This is a genomic window from Aeromonas sp. 9A, assembly GCF_963900955.1.
Classification (GTDB): domain Bacteria; phylum Pseudomonadota; class Gammaproteobacteria; order Enterobacterales; family Aeromonadaceae; genus Aeromonas; species Aeromonas salmonicida.
This window is the reverse complement of the sequence record NZ_CAWRFG010000001.1, coordinates 3,391,810-3,416,397: the sequence shown is the minus strand read 5'-3', so window position 1 is coordinate 3,416,397 and position 24,588 is coordinate 3,391,810. Positions and strand designations below refer to the sequence as shown.

The following is a 24,588-nucleotide window of genomic DNA, read 5'->3' as shown; positions in this document are numbered from 1 at the left end:
TTAGGCCCTCAGCAGGCAGTCTAACATCCGCGCCATGCTTCGTCATTGTGGTACGGTTTACGCCAGCACTGCTTATTGCTGGAGTTGTTGGCCTTGGCCTATATAATGGCGCCCCTTTATTGATGGACTCTGAGGTTGTGCATGCGGCTCGATAAATTTCTTTGCGATTGTTCCGATTTGACCCGTTCCCTGGCGGGCAAACTGATCCGGCAGGGAGAGGTCACTGTGGATGGCATAGTGGTCAAACAACCCGCTTTTCACATCAACGAGCAGAGCCAGGTTGAATTTGACGGTGTCATGCTGACGCTGGATCAGCGCAATCGCTACTTCATGCTGCACAAACCGGAAGGTTACGTCTGCTCCAACGAGGATCCGGATCACCCGACCGTCTTCTTCCTGATGGATGAACCCGCCATGGGCAAGCTGCACGTGGTTGGTCGACTCGATCTCGATACCACGGGTCTGGTGCTGGTCACCGATGATGGCAAATGGTCCCACCGCATCACCTCGCCGCGCCATGAGTGTGCCAAGACCTACCATGTCTGGTTGGCTGATCCCGTGCATCAGGACGCCATATCGCTGTTTGCCGATGGGGTGTTTCTGCGCAACGAGACCGAGAAGACCCGTCCCGCCCAGCTGGAAATTCTGGCCGAGTGCGAGGCCCGCCTTACCATCCATGAAGGCAAGTATCATCAGGTGAAGCGGATGTTTGCCTCCATCGGCAACAAGGTGGTGGGGCTGCATCGGGAGCAGATCGGTGCATTGGCGCTGGATGAAGCGTTGGCTCCGGGCGAATACCGCGAGCTGACGGCAGAGGAAATCGCCCAGTTCTAAGCCGCTCGCCTGACACTGGGCAAGGCGCGCCTTGCTCAGTGTCCGCTGACCCCCAGCACCATGGCCGTACCCAGGGTCGCCAGCAGGGCGCCCGCCCAGGCCGCAAGGGAGGGGCGCTGACCCGAATGCCACCACAGCAGGGGGAGCAGAATGACTGGTGTGGTGGAGGAGAGGATCGCCACCATACCGACCTCTCCCTGGCGCAGGGCGACCAGGATCAGTGTCATCCCCATGGCCATGGCCAGGAAACCGTTGATGCCAATCAACCCCAGCACCTGACGGTTGATGGGGTTGTGGGGCATGGCGAGCGGTACTCTCAGCACTCGCAAGGTGCAGTGAGCCAACAGGGCACTGCCCATGCGGATGCCGGAGGCGCTCACTGCGTCGACATTGCCACTCATCATCACTGGCTTGGCGATGATGGCACCCAGGCTCTGACAGAAGGCGGCTGTCAGCCCCAGGCCGATGCCGATGGCAAGGTGTCCACGCACCTGTTCCCACTCGTTGTGCTGATTGCCGCCACGCCGGCCGAACAGGATGGCGAGCATGACACCGGCAAACACCAGCAGCGCTCCCACCAGTCGCCAGCCGCCGAGCTGCTCACCAAACAAACAGAGACCGAGCAGGGCGGAGAAGAGTGCATGGCAGGAGAACAACAGGCCGCTGCGCCTGGGGCCCAGCCGGTTCATACAGGCAAACAGGGCTGTATCCCCGACAAAGATACCGATCAGGCCCGACAGCGCCAGCAGGGGAAGGGCGCTCTCGCTAAGGGATTGCCAGCCTCCGGTGGCGATGCTGGCGGTGCCCAGCATCAGACTGACCAGAAACATGCGCCAGCGACTGTAGGCAAATGCCCCCAGGTGGCGGGCCGGTTTGACGGAAATCAGGGCCGCCACTGCCCACAAACTGGCCGCTGCCAGCGCCAGCCACTCGTACCCCATAAAAACTCCTGAGAATGTAGCCAGATTGAAAGACGTGTCAGGCCGTTACCAGCGACAGCCACTCGCATTTCATAAAAAACTACGGAAAAAAATAGCCCGAAAGACTCCATCTCTTGGGCAAGCCCGATACAATACGGGGCGTCTTCGGGGATAACAAGCGCAGCATCATGCATTCGTATTCAGGCGCGCTGCCGGCCTTCCCCCTTCTTGAAATAAAGTGAATTGAACGAGGTTTATGTCATGGTTTACCGCCCCGCTGTTTATCAGCCGGAACGCCGGCCAGCCCGTCGCTGGCTTTCTCCCTTGCTGCTGGGCCTGCTGATGGCCCCGTCGCTGCAAGCAACCACTGTTACCCAGGAGACTGTGCTGTCGGATCGCCAGACGCTGGTCAAGGGCAACGGTGATGAACCTGAGTCCCTCGATCCTGCCCAGATCCGCTCCGGTTTTCCGGGGGAAGTGGTGCTGGTGGATTTGTTTGAAGGGCTGGTGAGCGAAGATGGTCAGGGCAAGATAGTGCCGGCTCAGGCCCAGCGCTGGGAGACCAGCGAAGATGGGCTGGTGTGGCGCTTCTTCCTGCGACCCCAGCTCAAATGGTCCAACGGCGAGCCGCTTACCGCACAGGATTTCGTCTACGCCTGGCGTCGGCTGCTGGATCCGGCACAAGAGTCCCCTTCCGCCGGATTGCTGCTGGCGACCGGTATCAACAATGCTCAATCCATTTATGCCGGGGCTCTCGAGCTCACGTCGCTGGGAGTGGAGGCCGAGAGCAGCCAGATCCTCAAGGTGACACTGGAGCGGCCCGTACCCTATTTCCTGCAACTGGTCAGTCAACGCCCCTTTGTTCCCGTCAATGAGCAGGCGATCACCCGGTTTGGCAAAGAGTGGACCCAGCCCGGCAAACTGGTCAGCAATGGGGCTTACAAGTTGGTGAACTGGGCGCCCAATGAGCGTATCGAGGCTGAGCGCAACATCCATTATTGGGATGACTTGCACACCCGGATCAAGCGGGTGACCTATCTGCCGCTCTCCTCCCAGCATGCTGAACGGCTGCGCTATGAGGCAGGGGAGATCCAGCTCACCAACAAGGTGGCACTGGAGTATTACCAGAAGACCAAACAGACGACGCCAGAGCGGATCTGGGGTCTGCCGCTGCTTGGCACCTATCTCTATACCTTCAATCTGCGCCGTCCCGAGCTGCAGGATGTACGGGTGCGCCAGGCACTGGCCATGACCATAGACCGTCACGTGCTGACCGCACAGGTCAGCGGTCAGGGAGAGCGACCTGCCTGGTCTCTGCTGCCTGGCATGCCAGGCTATGAGGTACTTGGCTCACCGCTGGCTCTGCAGGATCAGCCGACACGGCTGGCCAAGGCTGCCGCCTTGATGGCGCAGGCAGGTTACAACAGTGCCCGTCCCCTCAAGCTGACGTTGACCTACAACACATCTGAGAGCCACAAGAAGCTGGCGCTGGCGGTGGCCGCCATGTGGAAACCGCTGGGGGTGGAGGTGTCGCTCAACAACATGGAGTGGAGCGCCTATCAGGTGGCAAAAGACAGTGGTGATTTCCTGCTGGTCCGCTCCTTCCTGTTTGGAGATTATGTGGAGCCCTCATCCATGCTCAATAGCTTCCGCTGTCAGGACCCCCAGAACGAGAGCGGCTATTGCAATCCGGCCTTCGATGGCTTGCTGCAGCAGGCATCGGACACCCTGGATGGTAGTACCCGGACCGGACTCTATCGTCAGGCCGAGCAGCTGCTGATGGACGAAATGCCCGCCATTCCCGTGTATCACTACAACCAGATGCGGCTGGTGGATCCCACACTGCGAGGGTTGCCGAGCCAGAACCTCAAGGGGGCTATCGCCACCAAGGATCTCTATTTCAGCAAGCAGTAAGGGAGTTCGCGATGAAGATTGCCATCATTTCAGACCTGCACGGCAGCCTGAGCGCACTGGAACAGGTGCTGGCCCAGCTTGCTCCCTGGCAGCCCGATCACTATCTGCTGCTCGGCGATCTGCTCAACCATGGCCCTCGCAATCCGGTGCCGCCGGGTTATGCCCCCGCCGCCGTGGCGGAGCGGCTCAATCAGCTGGCGCCGCACATCATGGCGGTGCGTGGCAACTGCGATTCGGAAGTGGATCAGATGTTGCTGAACTTCCCCATGACAGCACCTTATAACCAGTTGCTGGTGGATGGACGGCGCTGGTTTGTCACTCATGGTCATCTCTATCGCCCGGATGCGGTAGCGCTGCCCCCCGGCAGCCTGTTTATCAGCGGCCACACCCATCTACCCGTGCTGCAGCGAGAAGGGGAGCTGGTGCTGATGAATCCGGGGTCCATCTGTTTTCCACGGGGAGATCTGGCGGCAACCTATGGCCGGTATGAGGCGGGCGTGTTGAGCATCCATGCCTGTGCGGACAGCGAAGAACTGTTGAGGCTGGTGTTATAGGTTGGCGACGTGCGGAGCTTGCGCGAGGGGAAGCGGAAAGGGATCAGGCCTTGATGCCGAATGAGCGTGTGCCGGAGCGGGTGTTGCCCTTGGCGTCATAAGTCAGGGAGTTGCGATCCCGCAACTGGCTCAAAAAGCTTGCCAGGCGGCGGTTGGAGACGATGCTGAGCTCGAGCAGGCGACCATTCAGATCGTTTTGTTCCTGACAGGCATCGAGTTTTTCACGCAGGGCATTCATCTGCTCTGGAAAGGCAGACAGCTGCTGTTGCAGTTCGGGCAGCCGGGCCAAGATCTGGTCCAGCACTTCAATATCGGCAAGCAGTTTCTGCTTGCGCTCTGCCAGCTCAGGCAGCGCCAGTGCCTGGTGCTGCTTGAGCAGGTTGAATTCCTCCTCCAGCAAACCTTGCATCCGGGAGAGGTATTCGTCTTGGGTGTGCAGCAGCGAAGGTAAGTCCATCATCCGAGCAGCTTGTCCAGAGTGGATTCAAAGCTGAACATCTTTTTGGCTACCGCCTCGCTGTTGACCTGGTATTCACCATTGGCCACGGCTTTCTTCAGACTTTCGACCCGGCTTTCATTGCCGGTGGAGGCTGAGTTGAGATTTTTCTGCATCTGTTGCAATTGCTGCGCCTCATTGGTCAAGGAGACGGAGTCTGTCTTGACAGTCGCCGCACGGTTGTCGGGAGACGAGGTCGCTTGTTTGGTGTTGGCACCCTGGCTGTTACCGGTATTTTGCAACCGATTATTTGCCAAGTTGTTGATATTGTTAATAGCCATAGTGTTTACCTTCGTCTGCTTTGCTGTTCGCTTACCTGTTTATCGGTGATCGTCGTCAGAACTTTAGAAAAAAATAACCTGAAAAACGTATCAGAAGGTGACCACCACAGAGCCGACTGCGCTGACTTTCCCTTGCACTGTTTTTCCTGAACGAATATTGACGAGGCTGATCATGTCTCCGAAGCTGCCATCTTGCAAGGCTCGGGCCATGGTTTTGATTTGCATGCTGCTGTTTTCTGCACTGAGTGTGACCTGGTCGCCTTTGCAAACGACGCAGACTTGGCTGAGCCGTATGGGCTGACCCGGCTTGAGTTCCCGTTTGCTGCGTACTCCTATCAGGGGGGCCTGATCGCTCAGATAATCACCGCGGATCTGGGTCTGGTCCTGATAGGCCAGCGTCAAGACACTCTCACTGAGTATGTCGCCCTTGGCTACCGGGGTGGCCACGGTCACATAGGGTTTCTGGATGCTGACGCGCACCGGCAAATAGAGGTCCCAGGGTTTTTCTTCCTCACATTTGAGGTAGACGGTGGTGTTACGGCGCACTTCCATCCTGGCGGGAAGGCTGATGGTAAGATGCTGCTCGCAGCGGCTCAAAGGTAGCCTGTCATCAATGGAGGCAGTTTGCACGTGAGCCTGGGCATCGAGTGGAATATCGAGCTGGCCGAGCACAAACTCTTGCGCCATTTCTTGCAGATAACTGGTCACCTCGGATGCCGTGGCGTGAGATATGCCGCAAAACAGCAGTAAGATGAGGAAAAGTCTACTAATCATTTTCTCTCGCAGGCCGATAAGTTGTTCACGCATATCACCATATTTAACTATGCTTGCTTCAGAATTCGTTTGTAGTGACATCGATAGTCTGACGCAAGCCAATACGCATGCATGATTAATGCCAAGCGTTTTTAGGGAGTGTTTATGGCCAGTATTATGGACTCGGTCAACCAACGTACCCAGCTGGTGGGACAAAACCGGTTGGAGCTGTTGTTGTTTCGTCTCAATGGACGTCAAAGATTTGGCATCAACGTATTCAAAGTGCGTGAAGTGCTGCAATGCCCTCCCTTGACCGTCATGCCCAAGCTCAACTCCTGTATCCGTGGCGTTGCGCACATCCGTGGCCAGACCATTTCGGTGATTGATCTCAGCATGGCGGTGGGCAAACGTCCCATCGAGGACCTGAGCAAGTGTTTCATCATTATTTCCGAGTACAACCGTTCAGTTCAGGGCTTCTTGGTGCATTCGGTTGAACGCATCATCAACATGAACTGGGAATCCATTCTGCCGCCACCCAAAGGGGCAGGGCGCATCAACTACATGACTGCGGTCACAGAGGTAGACGGCGAGCTGGTGGAGATCCTGGATGTTGAACGTATCCTCAACGAAATCTCCCCGGTGTCGACCGAAGTAAGTGCCGAGTTGGTGGATGCCAGTGTCGAGCACAATACCCATGGTCGTCCCGTGCTGGTAGCAGATGACTCTTCTGTTGCTCGCAAGCAGGTGCAGCGAGCCCTCGAGGCGATTGGCGTGCAATGTGTGCTGGCCAAGGATGGGCGTGAGGCACTCAACATGTTGCTGGAGATGGCCAAGAATGGCCCCATCAAAGATCAGATTGCCTTGGTAATCTCGGATATCGAGATGCCGGAAATGGACGGTTATACTTTTACCGCCGAGATCCGTAACAATCCCAATCTCAAGGACTTACATGTTATTCTGCACACATCCCTCAGTGGGGTGTTCAATCAGGCCATGGTGCAGAAAGTCGGTGCGAACAATTTCATCGCCAAATTCCAACCGGATGAGTTGGCCAAAGCCGTACAAGGCGCACTCTAATCAAGAAGAACAAACTGCATGAAGACACTTTCGGACGACTTATACAAACAATTCAGCAACTTTCTGGCAGTTCAGAGCGGAATCGTGCTGGGTGACAACAAACAGTATCTGGTCAAGAGTCGGCTTTCACCCTTGATGACTCAGTTTGGTATTGAGAGTCTGTCTGATCTGGTTACTCGAGCGATGAGTGTGCGTGAGCGTGACCTGAAAATGGCAGTGGTTGATGCCATGACAACCAACGAGACCCTCTGGTTTCGCGATACTTACCCCTTTCAACTACTCACTGACAAGCTTTTTCCCGAACTGGGCAAGAGTGGCCGTCCGATCAAGATCTGGTCGGCGGCCTCCTCGTCCGGACAGGAGCCCTATTCCATCGCCATGACGGCGCTGGAACAGCAAGTCAAGAAGCCGGGTACCTTGCCCGGTGGCGTGCAGATTGTGGGCACAGATATTTCCAGCACCATGCTCAATCAGTGCAAGGAAGGGGTGTACGACAGCCTGGCGCTGGCCCGTGGCTTGTCACCTGAGCGCAAAAAATTGTTCTTCGAACCTTATGGTGACAACAAGATGCGGGTGGTGGAACGTGTCAGAAAATTGACCACGTTCCGGCCACTGAACCTGCTGGAGAGCTACAGTCTGCTCGGCAAGTTTGACATAATCTTCTGCCGCAACGTGCTCATCTACTTTGCGCCGGAAGTGAAGTCGAAGATCCTCAATCAGTTCGCAGCCAGCCTCAACCCTGGCGGTTATCTGATGCTGGGGGCCTCAGAGTCACTGGCTGGTCTGACCGAACGGTTCGAAATGGTCCGTTGCAATCCTGGCATCGTCTACAAAGTCAAATAACCCCGCTTAAAATCCCTCTTTGGCACACCTCTTGCTAATAATTTATCAAGCAGGAGGTGTGCTATGGCAATTTCATTCGACAAGGCATTCGGGATTCACCAATACACGCTGGGCGTTCGTTCCAAGCGTGCCGAGGTGTTATCCAGCAACATTGCCAACGCAGATACCCCAGGTTTCAAAGCCAGGGATATCAACTTCTCAGAGGCATTGGCACAGGCCCAGCATCAGCAAGGGTTTGCTATGGCCACCACCAGTGAGAAGCACTTTGCCTTGCAATCGGATGCCCCTGGTCTGATGCAGTACCGCAACCCCCTGCAGCCTGATACCGGTGACGGCAACACGGTTGACGTGCAGCAGGAGCGTAGCGAGTTCTTGCGCAACAGCCTTGAGTACCAGACCTCCCTTGAATTTATGAACGGCAAGATCAGTGGCCTGTTGAAGGCCTTGAAAGGAGAACAGTAATGAGTTTGTTCAAGGTCTTTGACATTGCAGGCTCGGCCATGAGTGCACAGTCTGTTCGACTCAACACTGTGGCCAGCAACATGGCCAACGCCGACAGCGTCAGCTCCAGCGTGGAAAAAACTTACCATGCCAGGCGGCCAATCTTTGCCGCTCAACTGGATCAGGCGATGTCAGACAAGCAATCATCGGTCGGGGTCGAGGTGAAAGGGATTGTCGAGAGCAAGGCCCCCTTGCTCAAGGAGTACAACCCCAATCATCCCATGGCGGACGATGATGGCTATATTTTCAAACCCAACGTCAACATGGTTGAAGAGATGGCGGACATGATCAATGCCTCGCGCAGCTATCAGACCAATGTGCAGGTTGCCGATTCTGCCAAAAAAATGTTGCAGCAGACTCTCAACCTCGGCAAGTCCTGATAGGGGTTAGCACAGATGGCAGATACAAGTAGTGTGAACGGCATCAGCCGTACCACAACCCAGACCACTGATACGACGACTGCTCCGAAGAAAGAGCTTGATCAGGCGTCTTTTCTGAAGTTGCTGACCATGCAGCTTTCCTATCAGGACCCGTTCAAGCCGGTGGATAATGCCCAGATGTTGTCCCAGATGACGTCAATGTCGACTTCGGAGGGGATCAATAGCCTGTCAACCCAGATGGGTAATCTCAATACTCTGATGACCTCCAGCCAGGCGCTGCAGGCCTCTGCGCTGGTTGGGCAAAATGTGCTGTTGCAGAGCAACGTCGGATTTTTGGAGAAAGATGGCTCCCTTGGCGGTGTTGTGGCTGTCGGCGTCGAGAACAAGTACAAGAATGTCAAAATTACCGTAGAAGATGAGAACGGACAGGTTATCAGAGAGTTCCCTCTGGAAGGTGATCAGCGCGGTAACGTTGAATTCACCTGGGATGGCAAAGACAAGAACGGTAATCCCGTCGCGTCAGGCAAATATGTCCTGAAAGCCAACGGTAACAATGTGGAAGGTAAACCAGAAAGCATCGCTACGTTTGCTTATGGGAAGGTTGATAGTGTGGTTTTGGGTAATGGAACCAACCCGACACAGCTCAATCTTAAAGGCCTTGGCACAACAACCCTGAACAGTATCCTGCAGATTGCAGGAGCGACAACCACACCACCAACCACCACGCCTACAGCATCGATCTAAGGAGCTGGATATGTCATTTAACAATGCCTTGAGCGGTGTCAACGCGGCACAAAAAGATTTGAACGTTACCGCCAACAACATTGCCAACGTCAATACCATGGGCTTTAAAGAGTCCCGTGCCGAGTTTGCGGATGTTTATGCCAACTCGATCTTTGTCAATGCCAAGACGCAGGTCGGTAATGGTGTGGCCACCGGGGCTGTTGCCCAGCAGTTTCATCAGGGAGCGTTGCAATTTACCAACAACGCACTGGATCTGGCGATCCAGGGCAATGGTTTTTTCGTCACCTCGGACGGTCTGACCAATCTTGACCGTACCTACACTCGGGCCGGCGCCTTCAAGCTCAATGAAAACAGCTATATGGTCAACAATCAGGGCCACTATCTGCAAGGTTATGAAATTAACACGGATGGGACGCCCAAGGCGGTCAGCATCAACGCCACCAAGCCGATTCAAATACCGGATCGGGCGGGCGAGCCAAAAATGACCGAGCTGGTGGAAGCAAGTTTTAACTTGAGTATTGAGTCGAAAACAACACCAACGGCACCTGCCGCGTTTGATCCCACCAACTCAGCCACCTTTGCACACTCAACCTCAGTGACGATCTATGATTCGCTTGGTGCCCCCCATGTGATCACCAAATATTTTGTCCGCCATGAGGATCCGCTTGTTCCAGGGACGCCAATGACGCCTGGGACCTGGAGCATGTACATGTATGAGGGGGACAAGCCCATTGATATCGCTAGTGGTGCACCCAGCCCGGGCCCGGGCATCCCCACAGGTGTTCAGATGACGTTTACCTCCGGTGGCAAATTGGATACAACTATTCCACCTGCCCCGATCAAAACAGTCACGCTGGGCACAGCGGCCGGTATTATTAACAACGGTGCAGATCCAACCCAGGAACTGGAAATTCGTCTCAGTGATGTGACTCAATACAACTCTCCTTTCAACGTCACCAAGCTGACCCAGGATGGCGCCACTGTGGGTAATCTGACCAAGGTGGAGATTACGCCGGACGGTATTGTTTCTGCCACCTACAGCAATGCGACGACGTTAAAGGTTGCCATGGTTGCGCTGGCCAAGTTTGCCAACTCGCAAGGACTGACTCAGGTTGGCGATACCTCCTGGCGCCAGTCTCTGCTGTCTGGAGATGCGCTGCCCGGCACACCTAATTCGGGCACCTTGGGCAGTATCAAGTCTTCGGCGGTGGAGCAATCCAACGTGGACTTGACCTCCCAACTGGTGAATCTCATCACGGCCCAGCGTAACTTCCAGGCCAACTCCCGTTCGCTGGAAGTGAACAGTTCGTTGCAGCAGACCATACTGCAGATCCGTTAATGACAACGGTGGTACAGGGGGCGCTTCGGCGCCCCTTTTTATTTTCCACACCTTCAGTTTTTCTTCCGTGCGTATTTCTTCAACAGACGTTGGCACCTAAATTGCAGTTATCTGATCAGAGTCATCGGTTTGACGGAGGATCTCATGGATCACATGCTTTACATCGCCATGTCAGGGGCCAAGGAAAACATGAATAGCCTGGCTGTTCGTGGCAACAACCTGGCCAATGCCAATACAGTCGGTTTCAAGTCTGACTTCGAGCAGGCGCGTAGTATGCAGGCGTTCGGTGAAGGGCTGCCATCCCGGGTGTTTGCCATGACGGAGCGGCCTGGTCAGAACTTGCAACACGGCATGTTGATGACGACAGGTCGAGATCTTGACGTGGCCGTTGATGGTCAGGGCTGGATTGCGGTGCAGGATCCCAAGGGTGGCGAAGCCTATACCCGGATGGGCAACCTGCAATTAAGCGCGACCGGCAACCTGCAGACCTCTACCGGCCTCAACGTCGTGGACGATGGTGGTCAACCCATAGTGCTGCCGTTGCCGATGGAAAAGATCGAGATCAATCGGGATGGCACCATCAGCGGTCGTCCTGAAGGGGCTGCCGCCAACCTGCCGGAAGACTTCCAGCGCATCAAGCTGGTAAAACCCGCGGCTGACGCCGTGGAGAAGGGCCAGGACGGACTGTTTCGTCGCAAGGATGGCCAGAATGAGGCGGCCTCGGCCACTGTGGGCCTGATTGCAGGCTCCCTGGAAGGGAGCAACGTCAACGTGGTCGACGAAATGACCAACCTAATCCGGTTGCAACGTCAGTTTGAAACTCAGGTCAAAATCATGAAGACCGCCGAGGAAAATGACGAAGCCCAAACCCAGTTGCTGCGCATCAGCTAATCAAGGAGTTTTACATGAACCCTGCACTTTGGATCAGCAAGACCGGCTTGGATGCACAGCAGACCAACATCTCGGTCACCTCGAACAACTTGGCGAACGCCAGCACTGTGGGTTACAAGAAATCCCGTGCCATCTTCGAGGATCTGCTCTATCAGAACATCAATCAGCCCGGAGGTCGCTCTTCGGCGGATACCGAACTGCCGTCCGGCTTGATGCTGGGTGCCGGTGCCAAGGTAGTGGCCACCCAGAAAAACCATGGTCAGGGCAATGTGCAGACCACGGACAACTCGCTGGATCTGATGATCAGCGGCCGCGGCTACTTCGAAATTCAGTTGCCAGACGGCAGCGCGGCTTATACCCGTAACGGCCAGTTCACCCTCAATGATGAAGGGACCATAGTGACCCCGGGCAACGGTTATCCGCTGCAGCCGGAGATCCAGATCCCCGAAAATGCCCAGAGCGTGACTGTGAGCACGGATGGTCAGGTATCGATCCAGCTTAAGGGGGATGGCGCTTCCCAGGTTGTCGGCCAGATCAACCTGTCTGATTTCGTCAATGCTTCCGGTCTGCAACCCATGGGGGAAAACATGTTCCTCGAAACCCAGTCCAGCGGCGCGCCCATCGAGGGGGTGGCCGGTGCAGACGGGCTCGGGGTCATCAAGCAGGGCATGCTGGAGACCTCCAACGTCAACGTGACCGAGGAGCTGGTCAATCTTATTCAGGCACAACGAGTCTACGAAATGAACTCCAAGGTTCTCTCGGCGGTGGACGGCATGATGTCCTTCCTGATCCAGCGCACATAAGTTGGCTGTGGACGGTATGAGCTCATTTTTGATCTCGCGCACATCAGTAGGAGGCGCATGATGAAAACCATATGGATGCTGGGACTGCTGGCGCTGGGAGGTTGCACTAGCACTCTCAATACCGCCAAGCCCGATGATCCCGAGTTTGCCCCCGTTTACGGGGAGTCGGATCCCGTGTCGGTCAGACCTACAGGGGCCATTTTTCAGCCCGATCAGGTCAACGGTATCTACTCGGACATCAAGGCGCACAGAGTGGGTGACATCATCACCATAGAGTTGGCAGAGTCCACCTCTGCCTCCAAGAAAGCCAATACCCAGAGTGGCAAGGATAACAGCCTCAATATTGCGCCCGGTCAGCTGGGCGGAGTTCCGGTTGAATTGGGCAAGTACAACCTCTCGGCTTCCCTCGGACAAGACAGCGCCTTCAAGGGACAGGCCAAGGCGGATCAGAGCAACAGTCTACAGGGCAGCATCTCGGTCAGCGTGGCCAAGGTACTGCCCAACGGCAATCTGGTGGTGCGTGGCGAGAAGTGGATCATGCTTAACAATGGCAATGAATACATCAGGATCACCGGCATGATCCGGCCCGAAGACGTGACGTCCGAAAACAGTGTGTCGTCACAGAAGGTCGCCAATGCCCGTATCCATTACGGTGGTACCGGTGATCTGGCCAACAGCCAGGAGCAAGGGTGGCTTACCAGCTTTTTCAATGGTCCCTGGTGGCCGCTCTAGGAGATGTTATGAAGTCACTCCGTCTTGTGACCCTGATCTGCTGCCTGATGCCTTTGGGAATGGCCAACGCCTCCCGTATCAAGGACATCAGCTCGGTGGAAGGCGTTCGTAACAACCAGTTGATTGGTTACGGTCTGGTCGTTGGTCTGCCCGGTACTGGCGAGAAGAACAACGCCTTCACCGAACAGACGTTCCGTACCATGCTCAACAACTTCGGTATCAAGGTGCCGGACAACATCAAGCCCAAGATAAAAGACGTGGCACCGGTTGCCATCCATGCAGACTTGCCCCCTTTCTCCAAGCCGGGTCAGACCATAGATGTGACAGTATCGGCCATCGGTGAGGCCAAGAGTCTGCGGGGCGGTACCCTGTTGCAAAGCTTCCTGAAGGGACTGGACGGGCGTGTCTATGCGGTGGCGCAAGGCAGTCTGGTGGTGGGGGGCCTCGGAGCCGAAGGGGCAGACGGCTCCAAGGTGGTGATCAATACGCCGACCGTGGGCCGTATCGCCAACGGCGCGACCGTGGAGCGGGAGGTGCCGAATTCCTTCGGCCAGGGGGATACCATCACCTTCAACCTGAATCGGCCGGACTTTACCACTGCTCGCCGCCTGGCGGATGTGGTCAATGATCTGGTGGGGCCCAACACGGCGCAGGCACTCGATGCCACCTCGATCAAGGTTTACGCGCCCAGGGATCCAGGTCAGCGGGTCTCTTATCTGGCGACCATAGAGAACCTGGAGGTTGATCCCGCCAGTGAGTCGGCCAAGATCATCGTCAATTCCCGTACCGGCACCATTGTTATCGGCAGCAAGGTGCGGCTCAAGCCTGCGGCTATCAGCCATGGCGGCTTGACGGTCACCATCGCCGAGAACCAGCAGGTCTCCCAGCCCAATCCACTGGCGGGAGGAGAGACGGCGGTGACCAACAACTCGACCATCAATGTCCAGCAAGAGCCGGGGCGCATGTTCAAGCTCGATACTGGCGCGACGCTGGATGATCTGGTCCGGGCGGTGAATCAGGTCGGGGTGGCTCCCGGCGATCTGATGGCGATCCTGGAGGCGTTGCAACAGGCGGGCGCCATCGAAGGTCAGCTGGTCATACTGTAACAAGCGGCAAGGGGTTGCCACGGGCGGCAATGAGGTAAGCAAAATGGCAGAGTTTGACACCAACAGCGGCATGAACATGGGCATGGTGCAGGATATCAAGAACCTGGATCGCCTGCGCCAGTTGAGCCAGAGCAAGGATGGGCAGGCTGCCGCACTGCAAAGCGCTGCCCGCCAGTTTGAATCCATCTTTACCCAGACCCTGTTCAAGGGGATGCGCCAGGCCAATCAGGTGTTGACCCAGGACAACCCCATGAGCAGCAGCTATACCCAGTTCTATGAAGGCATGCTGGATGAGCAGCGGGTATCCGACATGGCCAGCAAGGGGGGCATGGGGCTGGCCGACATGGTGATCAAGCAGTTCTCCCCCGAGACCTTTACCCGCCACGATGGCCGGGTGCTCAAGATGCCGCAGCGTACCGAACGGGTCTATAAACCCTACCAGCTGCCGACCTCGGCGGCCAACGATCTCATCTCGGCTTCAAAAGTTGGCAAAGATTTTGCTGATAAAGAGATGGGCGAGGCTGCCCAGCCGTTGGGCTCATCACGTCGCCCCCATCGGATAGTCCCCCCCATGGGGTTGGCACAAGAGGCCCAGGCAGTGCGGGGAGCCAAGGCGCTGGACAAGACAACGAAGGTGTTCGAGACCCCGGAAGAGTTCGTCAATCGGCTGATGCCCCTTGCCAAAAAGGCGGCGGACAAGTTGGGCCTGAGCCCGGCGGTACTGGTGGCCCAGGCGGCACTGGAAAGCGGTTGGGGCAAGCGGGTGATCAAGAACGGAGAGGGAGAAATCACCCATAACCTGTTCGGTATCAAGGCGGATCCGCGTTGGCAAGGCCCCAAGGCGGTGGTCAGCACCCTGGAGTATGAACAAGGGGTGGCGTCACGCCAGAAGGCAGCATTTCGCTCTTATGAGTCGTTTGAGGAGAGCTTCAACGACTATGTAGATTTCCTGACCTCGGGTACCCGTTACAAGGGTGCCCTGGCCAAGGTGGACAGCCCGGATCGCTATTTCGAAGCCTTGCAACAGGCGGGCTATGCCACGGATCCCCAGTACGCCAGGAAACTGAAACAGGTGTTGCGCAGTGATGCCATTGCTGGCTACTCCGCTACCACCAACACAGAAATGGAGCTGTAAGTCATGGCAAGCGATCTGCTTGGAATTGGTACCTCGGGTGTGTTGGCACAGCAACGCTTGCTGCAGACCACCAGCAACAACATAGTCAACGTCAACAGCCAGGGCTATGTGCGTGAGCGTACGCTGATCTATACCAATTCCGTCGGTATGGGCACGGGTGACATGCTGACCGATCGGGTCATCAATATCTACGCCCAGGGTGAGGTGCGCCGTGATACGTCCGCCTATTTCGCATCCGCCACTCGCTACGAGCAGCTCTCCAATACCGACATTTTGCTGGGGGATGCCAGCAACAGTGTCGGTGCAGCCGTTACCTCCTATTTCAAGGCGTTCCATACCGCCAACGAGGCTCCCGCCGACATCGCCGGCCGCAAGACCACCCTGAGCGAGCTCAGCGGCATGGTAAACCGCTTTCATACCCTGTCAGCCCAGCTGGACAAGCAGACCGACACCATCAACACCACCATAGGTGACGAGACCAAGAAGGTTAACAACCTCATCAACAGCATCAATGATCTGAATCAGGCCATCCTCCGCACTCAGGGAACGCCGGAAGAGAATCTGATGCTGTTCGATCAGCGGGATGAAGCCATTCGCCAGCTCTCCGAAAAAATGGAGATCAGCACAGTGCCTCAGGCCAATGGCAGCATGCTGGTCAATATGAGAACGGGTCACTCGCTGGTCCTCAATGGCGGGGTCGCCCAGTTCAGCGTTGTGTCGGGCAACCCGGATTCTCGGGAGTCCGAGCTGCAGCTGACTCTGGGGGCCAATAAAACTACCATCAATGACAAAGACATAGGTGGCGGGGTAGGGGGCTTGTTTTCCGCTCGCAATGATCTGGAGCCGAGCAAGCGTGAGCTCGGTCAGTTGGCGGCGGCCATGGCCGATGCTATGAACCGGCAGAACCGGTTGGGGATGGATCTGGATAACGAGCTGGGGGGGGATCTCTTCTCCCTTACCTCCAGCGATGGACTGACCTATGAGCAGAATACCGGTACCGGCGCCGCCAAGGTCAGCTTCGTGCCCGGGAAAGGTACCGAGGTCACCACTTTTGATTACGAGGTGCAGTTCAGCAGTGCCACCGGTTACGAGGTGTTCTCGCTGGACAAGGATGGCAACCGTACCTCGCTGGCAACTGGCAGCACACCACCAGCCAGCTTCGAGGTTGCCGGGCATGGTATTCAGATCGACCTCTCTGGCACACCTGCGGCAGGGGACAGGATCCTGCTGCAGCCGACCAAGCATGCTGCCGCTGGCTTGGGCCAGCTGGCAACCCGCCCGGAGGATCTGGCGCTGGCATCCCCCCTCAAGGCCGACAAGAACAAGGACAACTACGGTTCTGCCGAGATCAAGCTAAACGGCATTACCAACACAGGGACAGGCTCGGGTTTTGGTGCCAATACCCTGGATCCGGCAGCGCCCCAGGTGGTGAAGATAGATGGCAGCGGCAATTACGAAGTCTATGCGGCAGATGGCACTACCCTCATCGGCGTGGCGCCGGCCGCCAGCAAGGGACAGGATCTGATGGCTGCCATCGAAAGCCCGTTGGGGGGGCCAAAGGTGTATGCCGATCCGACCCAGACTCCCGGCTATGAGTTCAGCATCACAGGTACGGTAAGGGATGGTGACAGTTTCACCCTGAGCTACAACCAGGATGGCTTTGCCGACAACGCCAACGGATTGGCACTGGCGGAGCTGCAAAACAAGGATCTGGTGCGCAAGAGCACCAACGCCGGCACCAGCAATGACAAGATGACCTTCAACGAGGCTTACTCGGGCCTGGTGACAGGGATAGGCAACCAGACCAACCAGGCCAAGACCTTGCTCAAGGCCAACGAAACAAAATTGAACCAGAGCACCAGTATTTTCGAGAGCGTCTCTGGCGTGAGTCTGGAGGAGGAAGCGGCCAACCTTATCCGTTACCAGCAATCTTATGCGGCATCGGCCCAGGTGGTCAGCACCGCCAAAACCATCTTCGATACCCTGTTGTCTTCAGTGAGGTAAGTGCATGCGTATTACCACCAACATGGTCTATAGCCGGAATATCACCTCGCTGAACAATGCCAACGAAAGGTTGAGCACGGCTTATGAACAGCTGCAGAGCGGGGACAAGTTCAAGACTTCGGGTCAAGACCCCTCCGGCATGAGCCAGAAGATGGCACTGACCAAGGAGATCGATCTATTCAAGCAGTATGGTGTCAATGGCAGCCTGCTTGAGAACAGTCTGGGTCATGAAGAGACGGTGTTGACCGCGCTCAACACCGCCATGACCAGTGCCCAGACCCTGATCCAGAAATCCAACGACTCTGCGGTGAGTGCAGATGACCGTCTGGCGATTGCCAGTGAGCTGGAAGGGTTGCAAAAACAGATGTTTGACCTGATGAACAGCAAGAACTCTCAGGGTGAATTTATTTTTGGTGGCAACCAGAGCAAGACCCAGCCCTTCGTCAAGGATGCCAGCGGTAATTATCTGTTTCAGGGGGATACAGGTCAGCGCAATATTCAGGTGTCGCCGACGGTGCAAATTGCAGCCAATGATTCCGGCTTCGACCTGTTTGAGGTAGTCGCTACCCGCAGAACCGGCAGTGCTGCCAGTGCCAATATTCAAGTCGGGGTGGCCGATCAGGGAAACTTCGACAGTTTCTATCGCAATAGTTATGATCCCGCTCTTGCCAGCAACCAATATACGGTAACCACGGCCGCGGGTACGCCGGATACGTATGAAATACGGGATGGTGGTGGCACCCTGCTGCAGAGTGGGGATTATGTGGCGGGCAACAAGATCCCCTTCAATGGCCTGGAGCTGACGCTGGATCTGCCGGCGGGTGGTGCAGCGCAAGATTTTGTGCTGGATCCGCCCCAGAACAACAATATTCTGGATGGCATGTCCGACTTTATTACTGCGCTGCGTGATCCGAATATTTCAGCGGATGATTTTCAGATAAAAGTCGCGGATGCGACTTCCCATATGAAGAATGCCCGTTTGAGAGTCGATCAGGGGTTGGGCGAGATCGGTGGCAGAATGAACAGTCTGGAGCAGGTACTTGGCTCGAACGACGGTTTGAGTACCCTCAATCAACAAGCCAGGGCCAAGGTATCCGAGGCGGATTTGTATGAAGTGATCGCCACACTGTCGAAAGAGGACGCGGCATTGAGTGCCTCCCAGCTCTCTTTCAGCAAAATAAGCAAACTGACACTGTTTGATTATATTCGTTGATATTTTCACGGGCCCGGTCACCGCAATTTCATTGCCAGGTGACAGGGCCTGTTTGCTAAATACCCACTACCAACCCCCATATGAATCCACTCTCGCCCTAATTGTAACAAGATATTGCAGCAGGCCAATTACCTTGTCTTGGTGGCTTGACTCGTATTGAGCATTCGATAATTATGCAGCCCGCACAACAAAGGGTTGTGCGTACTTTTTGCAGCATCTCGTTAGGCGAGGCTCCTGTATAAACAAAGGCCACTGATCTCACGACGTCCAGAGACGCCCAAGATCAGGACAGTTTTCATCGGATTAAGGTGTAAACCCAAGTGGCTTCCGGCATGCCGGATACGTTATGCAGTGCTAAAGCTGGTACGTGGGGATGATGACACGCCGGACGGCGTCATTTCCTGCCTATTACTCGTCAATCAAATTGCTGTTTTCTTTCAGACGGCGACCGGATATCCGATCGCGCTCAGGCCCTGCCTGAAATCACATGAGGTCACTTGTGATGAAGAAAACACAGACTCTACTCAATCGTCATCAACTGCTCGATCTGGCCGCCCTGCAGGGCTGGCTGGAGAATAATCTGGATCCGGTTCAGCGCGCCGATCAACTGCTGACCCTGCGTCCGGAAGAGCTCAACTGTATCTTCGATACCCTGCCCACTGAACAAGGCGCTGCCCTGCTGAGCTCACTGTCGGCCGACGTTGCCGGCCGTCTGCTGCTACGCTTGCATGCCAGCCTTATCGGTGTGTTGCAAGGGGCTATCCCTCGTCGTGACATGCTGGACATACTGCGCCGACTGGGCAGCAGCGAGCGCACCATGCTGCTTTCTCGCTTCCCGGAGCCGGCTCAGTCCACCTTCTACTCCCTGCTCGACTGGCCACCCGAATCGGTTGGCGCCAACATGCGCCATGAGTTTCTGGCCATCAGCGATCAGCAGACTGTGGGCAGTGCCAAGCAGTTGATCCACGATGCCTGGGACAATGCCCAGTTGTTCCAGAACCTGTATGTGGTCAACGCTGAGCATCGTCTGCTCGGCAGTATCGCGCTCAAATCCTTGCTGATTGCCGATCCCCAACTGCCCGTCAGCGACCTGATGGACAGGGATACAGTGCGCATCAATGCGCGTGCGGATCAGGAGATGGCTGCCCGTTTGCTGATTGACCGCGACATCTCGACGCTACCGGTAGAGGAGAAGGGCAAGCTGGTGGGTATCTTCCACGTGGACGATGCTGCCGACATCCTGGAGCTCGAATCCACAGAGGATGCCGAGATGCAGGGTGGCTCCTCGCCGCTCGATACGCCCTATCTGCAGGCGACTCCCTGGCAACTGTGGCGCAAGCGGGTGGGCTGGCTGCTTATCCTGTTTGTGGCAGAAGCCTATACGGGCACAGTACTGCGGGCATTCGAAGAGCAGCTGGAAGCCGCCATTGCGCTGGCCTTCTTCATACCGCTGCTGATCGGTACCGGTGGTAACAGTGGTACCCAGATCACCACTACCATAGTGCGGGCCATGGCGGTGGGTGAGGTGAGCATGCGCAACCTGGGGACCGTCTTGAAAAAGGAACTCTCCACCGGTTTGCTTATCTCGGCAGCGATTGCGGTTGCGGCATGGATCCGGGCCTGGAGCCTGGGTGTCGGCCCCGAGATCGGCATGGTTGTGACCTTGACCATCATCGCCATCGTGCTCTGGAGCGCTACCGTTGCTTCCATCATTCCCATGGTGCTGCGTCGCTTCCGGATTGACCCGGCTGTTGTTTCTGCTCCTTTCATCGCTACCCTGGTGGACGGTACCGGCCTCATCATCTACTTCGAGATGGCCAAGTGGTTGCTGCCCGAGCTGCAGTAAGCCGCCGTTAAAACGAGTGGATAACAGCAAAAAGGCAGCCTGGGCTGCCTTTTTGCTTGTCTGTTTACGGGGTGGAGAAAGGGGATCAGCTCAGCTGGAACAGCAGCGGCCAGCCCTGCTCCTGACAATAACGGTGCTCTTTCTCCAGGTTCTGCATCAGCAGGCGGTTCTCGTCGCACCAATCGATCGGCAGGGTGACCACCAGCTTATCTTCGGCTGCCTGCACCTTCCATTCCGGCAACAGGTTGTCTTGCCGCCTGTGGTGCGCCGCCACGGCGAGGCGAAGGATGCGAATGCAACGCAGCACGGTCTGCTCGTCGTGGTTGGGCAGGGGAGGGTGCTCGGAGAGCTTGAGCCCCTTGCGCTGAAACCGCACCAGCGCCGCCAGCAGTGCCTGATCGTCCTGGTTGAAGCCGGGCAGATCCGTGTGCTGCAAGATATAGGCGGAGTGGCGATGGATGCCGCTGTAGTTGATGGCCAGACCAATCTCGTGCAGTCGCGCCGCCCAGCCGAGGATGGCGCGATAGGGCTCCTCCGGCATCTCCCAGGGACCGCTCAGCGCATCGAACAGGGTCAGTACGCTCTGCTCGACCCGATTGGCCTGGCGCTTGTCGATGCGATAGTGGGTGGAGAGGGCCAGGGCGGTACGCTCGCGAATATCGTGGTGCTGCAAACGCTCCTCGAATTCGTAGAGCAGTCCTTCACGCAAGGCACCGTCCGAATAATCCATTCTCTCTATGGGCAGAGAGGTAAAGAGTCCAAGCAGTATGGCCACGGCGGCGGCAAACACCTCCTGGCGCTCCTCGGTCAGGCCGGCGAGTTTCAACTGATCGACCCGCTTGTGGTCGAGCATTTCTCGCTTGAGCCGCTCCAGTCCCGCCAGTGTGATGCTGCCATCAGTCCAGCCTTCGCCCTGCAGCACGTCACGCACGGTGCGAATGGAGCCGGAGCTGCCCAGGCAACTCTGCCAGCCCAGCTTGCGATACTGGTTGATGATGGGGGCGAGCTGATGCTGCGTCTCCAGCACGGCGGCGTTGAAGGCCTTCTCGCTCAGCTTGCCGTTGGCAAAAAAGTGCTGGGTAAAACTGACACACCCCATCTTGCGGCTGGTGAGTGCCTTGCTGTCGAACCCCTCACCTATGATGAGCTCTGTGCTGCCGCCGCCGATATCCACCACCAGTACCTGTCCTTCAATGTGCTGGGTGTGGGCGACGCCCTGATAGATGAGACGCGCCTCCTCCTGGCCACTGATGATCTCGATGGGATGGTTGAGCACAGTGGCCGCCTCGCGCACGAACTCGCGTGCATTGCTGGCGCGGCGCAAGGTATAGGTGCCGGCGATACGGATGTGATCCGGCTTGATGTTGGTCAGTCGTTCGGCAAACAGGGCGAGACAGTCAAGGCCACGTCCCATGGCCTCTGCCGACATGCGACGTTGCTCATCCATCCCCTCCGCCAGCCGAACCCGCTCCTTGATGCGATCAACTATCTGCATACGCCCCTCGTTGAGGCGGGCGATCACCATGTGAAAACTGTTCGAGCCAAGATCCACGGCGGCGTACAGGCTATTGTCCATTGTTTGACTCTATGCGTTTGAGGTAGTCGTAAATCGCGACCTGGGAACGGATCTTGCGGCGGTTACCCCGCTTCACATATTCGTTCTTCTGATCCGCATCGATGACGCGAGCCTTGCAGGTGTCGCTCAGTTGCAGCTCAAGAATGTCCATGATGCGCTGTTTGAGGCGCTCGTCATAGATGGGCGTGGCCACCTCAATTCGGCCGTCGATGTTGCGGCTCATCCAGTCGGCGCTGGAAATATAGAGCTGGGGGTTGCCCTTGTTGTGAAACACCATGACCCGCGGATGTTCGAGGAAGCGGTCTATGATGCTGATCACCTTGATGTTTTCGCTCAAGCCCGGCACGCCGGGACGCAGGGCGCACATGCCGCGGATGATCATCTGGATGGGCACCCCGGCTTGACCGGCGGCATAGAGGCGGTTGATGAGATCCCTGTCCACCAGGTTGTTGATCTTGAGAATAATGCCGCTGGGCTGTCCCGCCTTGGCGTTGGTGAGCTCGTTGTCGATCAGCCGATAGAGCTGACGGCGGCTGTTGATGGGGGAGACCAGCAGGTGGTTGAACTTGTAACGCTTATAGGGGTACTCGATGTATTCGAACACCCCTTCCACTTCGGCTGTGATATCCGGATGGCGGGTCAACAGGGAGAAGTCGGTGTAAATCTTGGCCGTCTTCTCGTTGAAGTTGCCGGTGCCGATATGGGCGTAGCGCACCGCCTCGCCATTTTCGTGGCGGGTGATGAGGCAGAGTTTGGAGTGGATCTTGAGACTCGGCACCCCGAACACCACCTTGACCCCGGCGTCGGTGAGAATGTTGGCCCAGTCGATGTTGGCCGCTTCGTCAAAACGGGCCCGCAGCTCCACCACCACTGTCACCTTCTTGCCGTTGTTGGCGGCATCGATGAGGGAGTGAATGATCCGCGACTTCTTGGCGACCCGGTAGATATTGATGCGAATGGCACTGACCGCAGGATCGAACGCCGCCTGGCGCACCAGCTCGGTGAAGTGATGAAACTTGTGGTACGGGTAATAGAGCAGTATGTCCTGCTTGGCGATGGCGTCGAAGGCGTTGACGAAACCGTCAAAGTCGCGGCATTCGAGGGCCGGCAGCTTGGGGTTTTCCAGATAGTCCCGGCCTACGTTGGGGAAGCCGATGAAATCCTTGAAGTTGTGATAACGCCCGCCCGGCATGATGGCGTCGTAGGAGCTGATCTGCAGCTTGAGCTTCAAGAAGCTTATCATGGCGGCGGGCATCTCCCGCTCGTAGACGAAGCGCACCGGCATGGCGGTGAGACGCTGCTTCAAGCCGTCACTCATCTTGTCCACCAGACTGAGATCCAGCTGATCGGAGAGGTCATACTCGGCATCCCGGGTCAGCTTCACCGCGTAGGCGGCAATCTCGTCATAGTCGAAGAAGCCCTTGAAGATCTCGTCGAGACAAAAGCGGATGACGTTATCCAGAATGATGATCTGCTTCTTGCGGCGGGTGCCTTCCGGCGGCAGCTGGAAGAAGCGGGGCAGATCATCGGTCGGTACCTCCACCAGAGCGTACTGGATCACCTGGCCATTCTTCTTCATCTCGATGGCCAGATAGGTGTACTCATCCTTGAGGAACTTGACCGGGTTGACCTCTTTGTTGAGCAGGATAGGAATGATGTGGCGCAGTACCTTTTCTCTGAAAAAGACCCGCAGCCACTGATGGATTGACTCGGAAATCTGGGTCTCGTTGACCAGGAAGATGTTGTGGCGGGCCAGGGCGATCAACAGCTCCTTGTAGGTGTTGTCGAACGCTTCGCCGAGCGCCATCACCTTCTGCTGGATGGCGCGCAGCAGCACTTTGGCTTCGTCACCGCCGCCGTGTACTTCATTGATGAGAATACGGCGCTTGACGTCCGACACCCGCACCTTGAAGAACTCGTCCTGGTTGGAGGAGAAGATCCCAAGAAAACGGACCCGCTCTATGAGGGGCACCGTCTTGTCCATCGCCTCTTGCAACACCCGTTCATTGAATGAGAGCCAGCTCAGCTCTTTTTCTTCATACTGCTTGTCGGTGCTCATCTAATGCCTCTGTATCAGGTCGCGTCTGCGCGGCAGTTATGGCGTGTGAATATGACAGATTGATGACAATCCGCTCAGTCGGTGAAAGCCTGGTCGATATCGACGACAAGATCGTCAGATAGAGATTCAAGCGCCGCCACAAGATCGTCCAGCTCAAGCTGGGGTGGCAGGGCCACCAGGGCGTGAGCATAGAAGAGCGGGGCGCCCGAGTGGGGCGCAGGTTCGCAACCCGTGGTGAGATCGGCCACGTTGATGTTGAGCTGGCGCAGTATGCTGGCCACTTCGTGCACTATCCCTGCTCTGTCGTTGCCGGTGACGCTGAGCATGACTTGACGTTCCGGTTCCTGGCCGAGCTGGCCTTCGGCAAAGCTGACGGTGAGGCCGGGCAACATTACCAAGGCCTCACACAGGCTGCGGTAGTGCTCATCGGGCACAGTGACGTGCAGGATACCGGCAAATTGCCCGGCCAGCTCGCTCATGGAACTGCCCAGCCAGTTACCCTGTTGCTGTGTGATGACATCCGCCAGACTCTCGACTATGCCGGGTTTGTCTGTACCTATCACGGTCACGACCAATTGCTTCTGCAT

Annotated in this window: 24 protein-coding genes and 1 riboswitch; of the genes, 17 read left to right on the top strand and 7 right to left on the bottom strand. The window is 56.6% G+C overall.

All coding sequences use genetic code 11. From position 1 onward, the window contains the following. Positions 1-141 precede the first annotated feature (141 nt). Positions 142-834, top strand: coding sequence for a 16S rRNA pseudouridine(516) synthase RsuA (gene rsuA, locus AACX78_RS15795; protein WP_059168704.1), 693 nt, complete (start codon positions 142-144; stop codon positions 832-834). Between the two features lie 35 nt (positions 835-869). On the opposite strand, the gene AACX78_RS15790 is transcribed toward rsuA, so the two are convergent. After that, positions 870-1,775 (bottom strand): DMT family transporter, encoded by a 906-nt coding sequence (locus tag AACX78_RS15790; protein WP_099993848.1) that lies wholly within the window; start codon positions 1,773-1,775, stop codon positions 870-872. A 240-nt stretch (positions 1,776-2,015) separates the two neighbouring features. Between AACX78_RS15790 and AACX78_RS15785 the strand changes: the two genes are divergently transcribed. Next, positions 2,016-3,668, top strand: a complete 1,653-nt coding sequence (locus AACX78_RS15785; protein WP_159166763.1) for a peptide ABC transporter substrate-binding protein — start codon at positions 2,016-2,018, stop codon at positions 3,666-3,668. A gap of 11 nt (positions 3,669-3,679) precedes the next feature. After that, complete coding sequence (gene yfcE, locus AACX78_RS15780; RefSeq protein WP_159166762.1) at positions 3,680-4,222, top strand: phosphodiesterase; 543 nt, start codon at positions 3,680-3,682, stop codon at positions 4,220-4,222. A gap of 43 nt (positions 4,223-4,265) precedes the next feature. On the opposite strand, the gene AACX78_RS15775 is transcribed toward yfcE, so the two are convergent. The 3 genes from AACX78_RS15775 to flgA form a co-directional block, all read right to left on the bottom strand. Next, positions 4,266-4,682, bottom strand: a complete 417-nt coding sequence (locus tag AACX78_RS15775; RefSeq protein WP_201302877.1) for a flagella synthesis protein FlgN — start codon at positions 4,680-4,682, stop codon at positions 4,266-4,268. Continuing rightward, entirely contained in the window at positions 4,679-4,999 is a 321-nt protein-coding gene (gene flgM, locus AACX78_RS15770) for a flagellar biosynthesis anti-sigma factor FlgM (RefSeq protein WP_005320221.1), read from the bottom strand. Before flgM ends, AACX78_RS15775 begins: the two co-directional genes overlap by 4 nt. A 90-nt stretch (positions 5,000-5,089) precedes the next feature. Next, positions 5,090-5,695 (bottom strand): flagellar basal body P-ring formation chaperone FlgA, encoded by a 606-nt coding sequence (flgA, locus tag AACX78_RS15765; protein WP_265342339.1) that lies wholly within the window; start codon positions 5,693-5,695, stop codon positions 5,090-5,092. Positions 5,696-5,917: 222 nt separating this feature from the next. Between flgA and AACX78_RS15760 the strand changes: the two genes are divergently transcribed. From AACX78_RS15760 to mgtE, 14 genes are all read left to right on the top strand, one after another. Continuing rightward, on the top strand, positions 5,918-6,829 hold the full coding sequence (locus AACX78_RS15760; protein ID WP_021139249.1) for a chemotaxis protein CheV: 912 nt from the start codon (positions 5,918-5,920) through the stop codon (positions 6,827-6,829). 18 nt (positions 6,830-6,847) lie between these two features. Beyond that, the gene (locus tag AACX78_RS15755) at positions 6,848-7,672 is read left to right on the top strand and encodes a CheR family methyltransferase (RefSeq protein ID WP_159166760.1); all 825 of its coding nucleotides are present in this window, start codon (positions 6,848-6,850) and stop codon (positions 7,670-7,672) included. 63 nt (positions 7,673-7,735) lie between these two features. Beyond that, entirely contained in the window at positions 7,736-8,134 is a 399-nt protein-coding gene (gene flgB, locus AACX78_RS15750; protein WP_159166759.1) for a flagellar basal body rod protein FlgB, read from the top strand. Further along, the gene (flgC, locus tag AACX78_RS15745) at positions 8,134-8,553 is read left to right on the top strand and encodes a flagellar basal body rod protein FlgC (RefSeq protein ID WP_005320210.1); all 420 of its coding nucleotides are present in this window, start codon (positions 8,134-8,136) and stop codon (positions 8,551-8,553) included. Before flgB ends, flgC begins: the two co-directional genes overlap by 1 nt. A 15-nt stretch (positions 8,554-8,568) precedes the next feature. Further along, on the top strand, positions 8,569-9,297 hold the full coding sequence (locus AACX78_RS15740) for a flagellar hook assembly protein FlgD (RefSeq protein ID WP_111587566.1): 729 nt from the start codon (positions 8,569-8,571) through the stop codon (positions 9,295-9,297). 10 nt (positions 9,298-9,307) lie between these two features. After that, the gene (gene flgE, locus AACX78_RS15735) at positions 9,308-10,636 is read left to right on the top strand and encodes a flagellar hook protein FlgE (protein WP_159166758.1); all 1,329 of its coding nucleotides are present in this window, start codon (positions 9,308-9,310) and stop codon (positions 10,634-10,636) included. A 144-nt stretch (positions 10,637-10,780) separates the two neighbouring features. Next, on the top strand, positions 10,781-11,527 hold the full coding sequence (flgF, locus tag AACX78_RS15730) for a flagellar basal-body rod protein FlgF (protein ID WP_005320205.1): 747 nt from the start codon (positions 10,781-10,783) through the stop codon (positions 11,525-11,527). 14 nt (positions 11,528-11,541) lie between these two features. Beyond that, on the top strand, positions 11,542-12,330 hold the full coding sequence (gene flgG / locus AACX78_RS15725) for a flagellar basal-body rod protein FlgG (protein ID WP_021139243.1): 789 nt from the start codon (positions 11,542-11,544) through the stop codon (positions 12,328-12,330). Between the two features lie 60 nt (positions 12,331-12,390). Then, complete coding sequence (gene flgH, locus AACX78_RS15720) at positions 12,391-13,062, top strand: flagellar basal body L-ring protein FlgH (protein WP_159167545.1); 672 nt, start codon at positions 12,391-12,393, stop codon at positions 13,060-13,062. Positions 13,063-13,070: 8 nt separating this feature from the next. After that, positions 13,071-14,168: a flagellar basal body P-ring protein FlgI gene (locus AACX78_RS15715; protein WP_159166757.1), complete on the top strand. Its 1,098-nt coding sequence runs from the start codon at positions 13,071-13,073 to the stop codon at positions 14,166-14,168. A 43-nt stretch (positions 14,169-14,211) separates the two neighbouring features. Then, positions 14,212-15,303, top strand: a complete 1,092-nt coding sequence (gene flgJ, locus AACX78_RS15710; protein ID WP_159166756.1) for a flagellar assembly peptidoglycan hydrolase FlgJ — start codon at positions 14,212-14,214, stop codon at positions 15,301-15,303. 3 nt (positions 15,304-15,306) lie between these two features. Then, complete coding sequence (locus AACX78_RS15705; protein WP_159166755.1) at positions 15,307-17,307, top strand: FlgK family flagellar hook-associated protein; 2,001 nt, start codon at positions 15,307-15,309, stop codon at positions 17,305-17,307. Between the two features lie 4 nt (positions 17,308-17,311). Next, complete coding sequence (gene flgL, locus AACX78_RS15700; RefSeq protein ID WP_159166754.1) at positions 17,312-18,520, top strand: flagellar hook-associated protein FlgL; 1,209 nt, start codon at positions 17,312-17,314, stop codon at positions 18,518-18,520. 210 nt (positions 18,521-18,730) lie between these two features. Further along, a riboswitch (M-box (ykoK) riboswitch) is annotated at positions 18,731-18,900 on the top strand. Between the two features lie 122 nt (positions 18,901-19,022). Continuing rightward, positions 19,023-20,366, top strand: a complete 1,344-nt coding sequence (gene mgtE, locus AACX78_RS15695; protein ID WP_005320192.1) for a magnesium transporter — start codon at positions 19,023-19,025, stop codon at positions 20,364-20,366. Positions 20,367-20,451: 85 nt separating this feature from the next. Here the strand turns inward: mgtE and ppx are convergent, their stop codons facing one another. The 3 genes from ppx to AACX78_RS15680 form a co-directional block, all read right to left on the bottom strand. After that, positions 20,452-21,942: an exopolyphosphatase gene (gene ppx / locus AACX78_RS15690; RefSeq protein WP_159166753.1), complete on the bottom strand. Its 1,491-nt coding sequence runs from the start codon at positions 21,940-21,942 to the stop codon at positions 20,452-20,454. Next, a complete protein-coding gene (ppk1, locus tag AACX78_RS15685; RefSeq protein WP_021139236.1) occupies positions 21,932-24,001 on the bottom strand; it encodes a polyphosphate kinase 1 in 2,070 nt (689 codons plus the stop codon). Before ppk1 ends, ppx begins: the two co-directional genes overlap by 11 nt. 74 nt (positions 24,002-24,075) lie before the next feature. Further along, the gene (locus AACX78_RS15680; RefSeq protein ID WP_021139235.1) at positions 24,076-24,588 is read right to left on the bottom strand and encodes a glycine cleavage system protein R; all 513 of its coding nucleotides are present in this window, start codon (positions 24,586-24,588) and stop codon (positions 24,076-24,078) included.

Excerpts from the sequence above, each read along its gene's own strand:
- flgG (WP_021139243.1), top strand. The coding sequence starts at position 11,542 with ATGAACCCTGCACTTTGGATCAGCAAGACCGGCTTGGATGCACAGCAG.
- ppx (WP_159166753.1), bottom strand. The coding sequence starts at position 21,942 with ATGGACAATAGCCTGTACGCCGCCGTGGATCTTGGCTCGAACAGTTTT.
- AACX78_RS15760 (WP_021139249.1), top strand. The coding sequence starts at position 5,918 with ATGGCCAGTATTATGGACTCGGTCAACCAACGTACCCAGCTGGTGGGA.
- flgH (WP_159167545.1), top strand. The coding sequence starts at position 12,391 with ATGAAAACCATATGGATGCTGGGACTGCTGGCGCTGGGAGGTTGCACT.
- yfcE (WP_159166762.1), top strand. The coding sequence starts at position 3,680 with ATGAAGATTGCCATCATTTCAGACCTGCACGGCAGCCTGAGCGCACTG.
- flgJ (WP_159166756.1), top strand. The coding sequence starts at position 14,212 with ATGGCAGAGTTTGACACCAACAGCGGCATGAACATGGGCATGGTGCAG.
- flgF (WP_005320205.1), top strand. The coding sequence starts at position 10,781 with ATGGATCACATGCTTTACATCGCCATGTCAGGGGCCAAGGAAAACATG.
- flgC (WP_005320210.1), top strand. The coding sequence starts at position 8,134 with ATGAGTTTGTTCAAGGTCTTTGACATTGCAGGCTCGGCCATGAGTGCA.
- AACX78_RS15790 (WP_099993848.1), bottom strand. The coding sequence starts at position 1,775 with ATGGGGTACGAGTGGCTGGCGCTGGCAGCGGCCAGTTTGTGGGCAGTG.
- rsuA (WP_059168704.1), top strand. The coding sequence starts at position 142 with ATGCGGCTCGATAAATTTCTTTGCGATTGTTCCGATTTGACCCGTTCC.
- flgM (WP_005320221.1), bottom strand. The coding sequence starts at position 4,999 with ATGGCTATTAACAATATCAACAACTTGGCAAATAATCGGTTGCAAAAT.
- flgL (WP_159166754.1), top strand. The coding sequence starts at position 17,312 with ATGCGTATTACCACCAACATGGTCTATAGCCGGAATATCACCTCGCTG.
- AACX78_RS15705 (WP_159166755.1), top strand. The coding sequence starts at position 15,307 with ATGGCAAGCGATCTGCTTGGAATTGGTACCTCGGGTGTGTTGGCACAG.
- AACX78_RS15715 (WP_159166757.1), top strand. The coding sequence starts at position 13,071 with ATGAAGTCACTCCGTCTTGTGACCCTGATCTGCTGCCTGATGCCTTTG.
- mgtE (WP_005320192.1), top strand. The coding sequence starts at position 19,023 with ATGAAGAAAACACAGACTCTACTCAATCGTCATCAACTGCTCGATCTG.
- flgE (WP_159166758.1), top strand. The coding sequence starts at position 9,308 with ATGTCATTTAACAATGCCTTGAGCGGTGTCAACGCGGCACAAAAAGAT.
- AACX78_RS15755 (WP_159166760.1), top strand. The coding sequence starts at position 6,848 with ATGAAGACACTTTCGGACGACTTATACAAACAATTCAGCAACTTTCTG.
- AACX78_RS15680 (WP_021139235.1), bottom strand. The coding sequence starts at position 24,588 with ATGCAGAAGCAATTGGTCGTGACCGTGATAGGTACAGACAAACCCGGC.
- flgB (WP_159166759.1), top strand. The coding sequence starts at position 7,736 with ATGGCAATTTCATTCGACAAGGCATTCGGGATTCACCAATACACGCTG.
- AACX78_RS15775 (WP_201302877.1), bottom strand. The coding sequence starts at position 4,682 with ATGATGGACTTACCTTCGCTGCTGCACACCCAAGACGAATACCTCTCC.
- ppk1 (WP_021139236.1), bottom strand. The coding sequence starts at position 24,001 with ATGAGCACCGACAAGCAGTATGAAGAAAAAGAGCTGAGCTGGCTCTCA.
- AACX78_RS15785 (WP_159166763.1), top strand. The coding sequence starts at position 2,016 with ATGGTTTACCGCCCCGCTGTTTATCAGCCGGAACGCCGGCCAGCCCGT.
- AACX78_RS15740 (WP_111587566.1), top strand. The coding sequence starts at position 8,569 with ATGGCAGATACAAGTAGTGTGAACGGCATCAGCCGTACCACAACCCAG.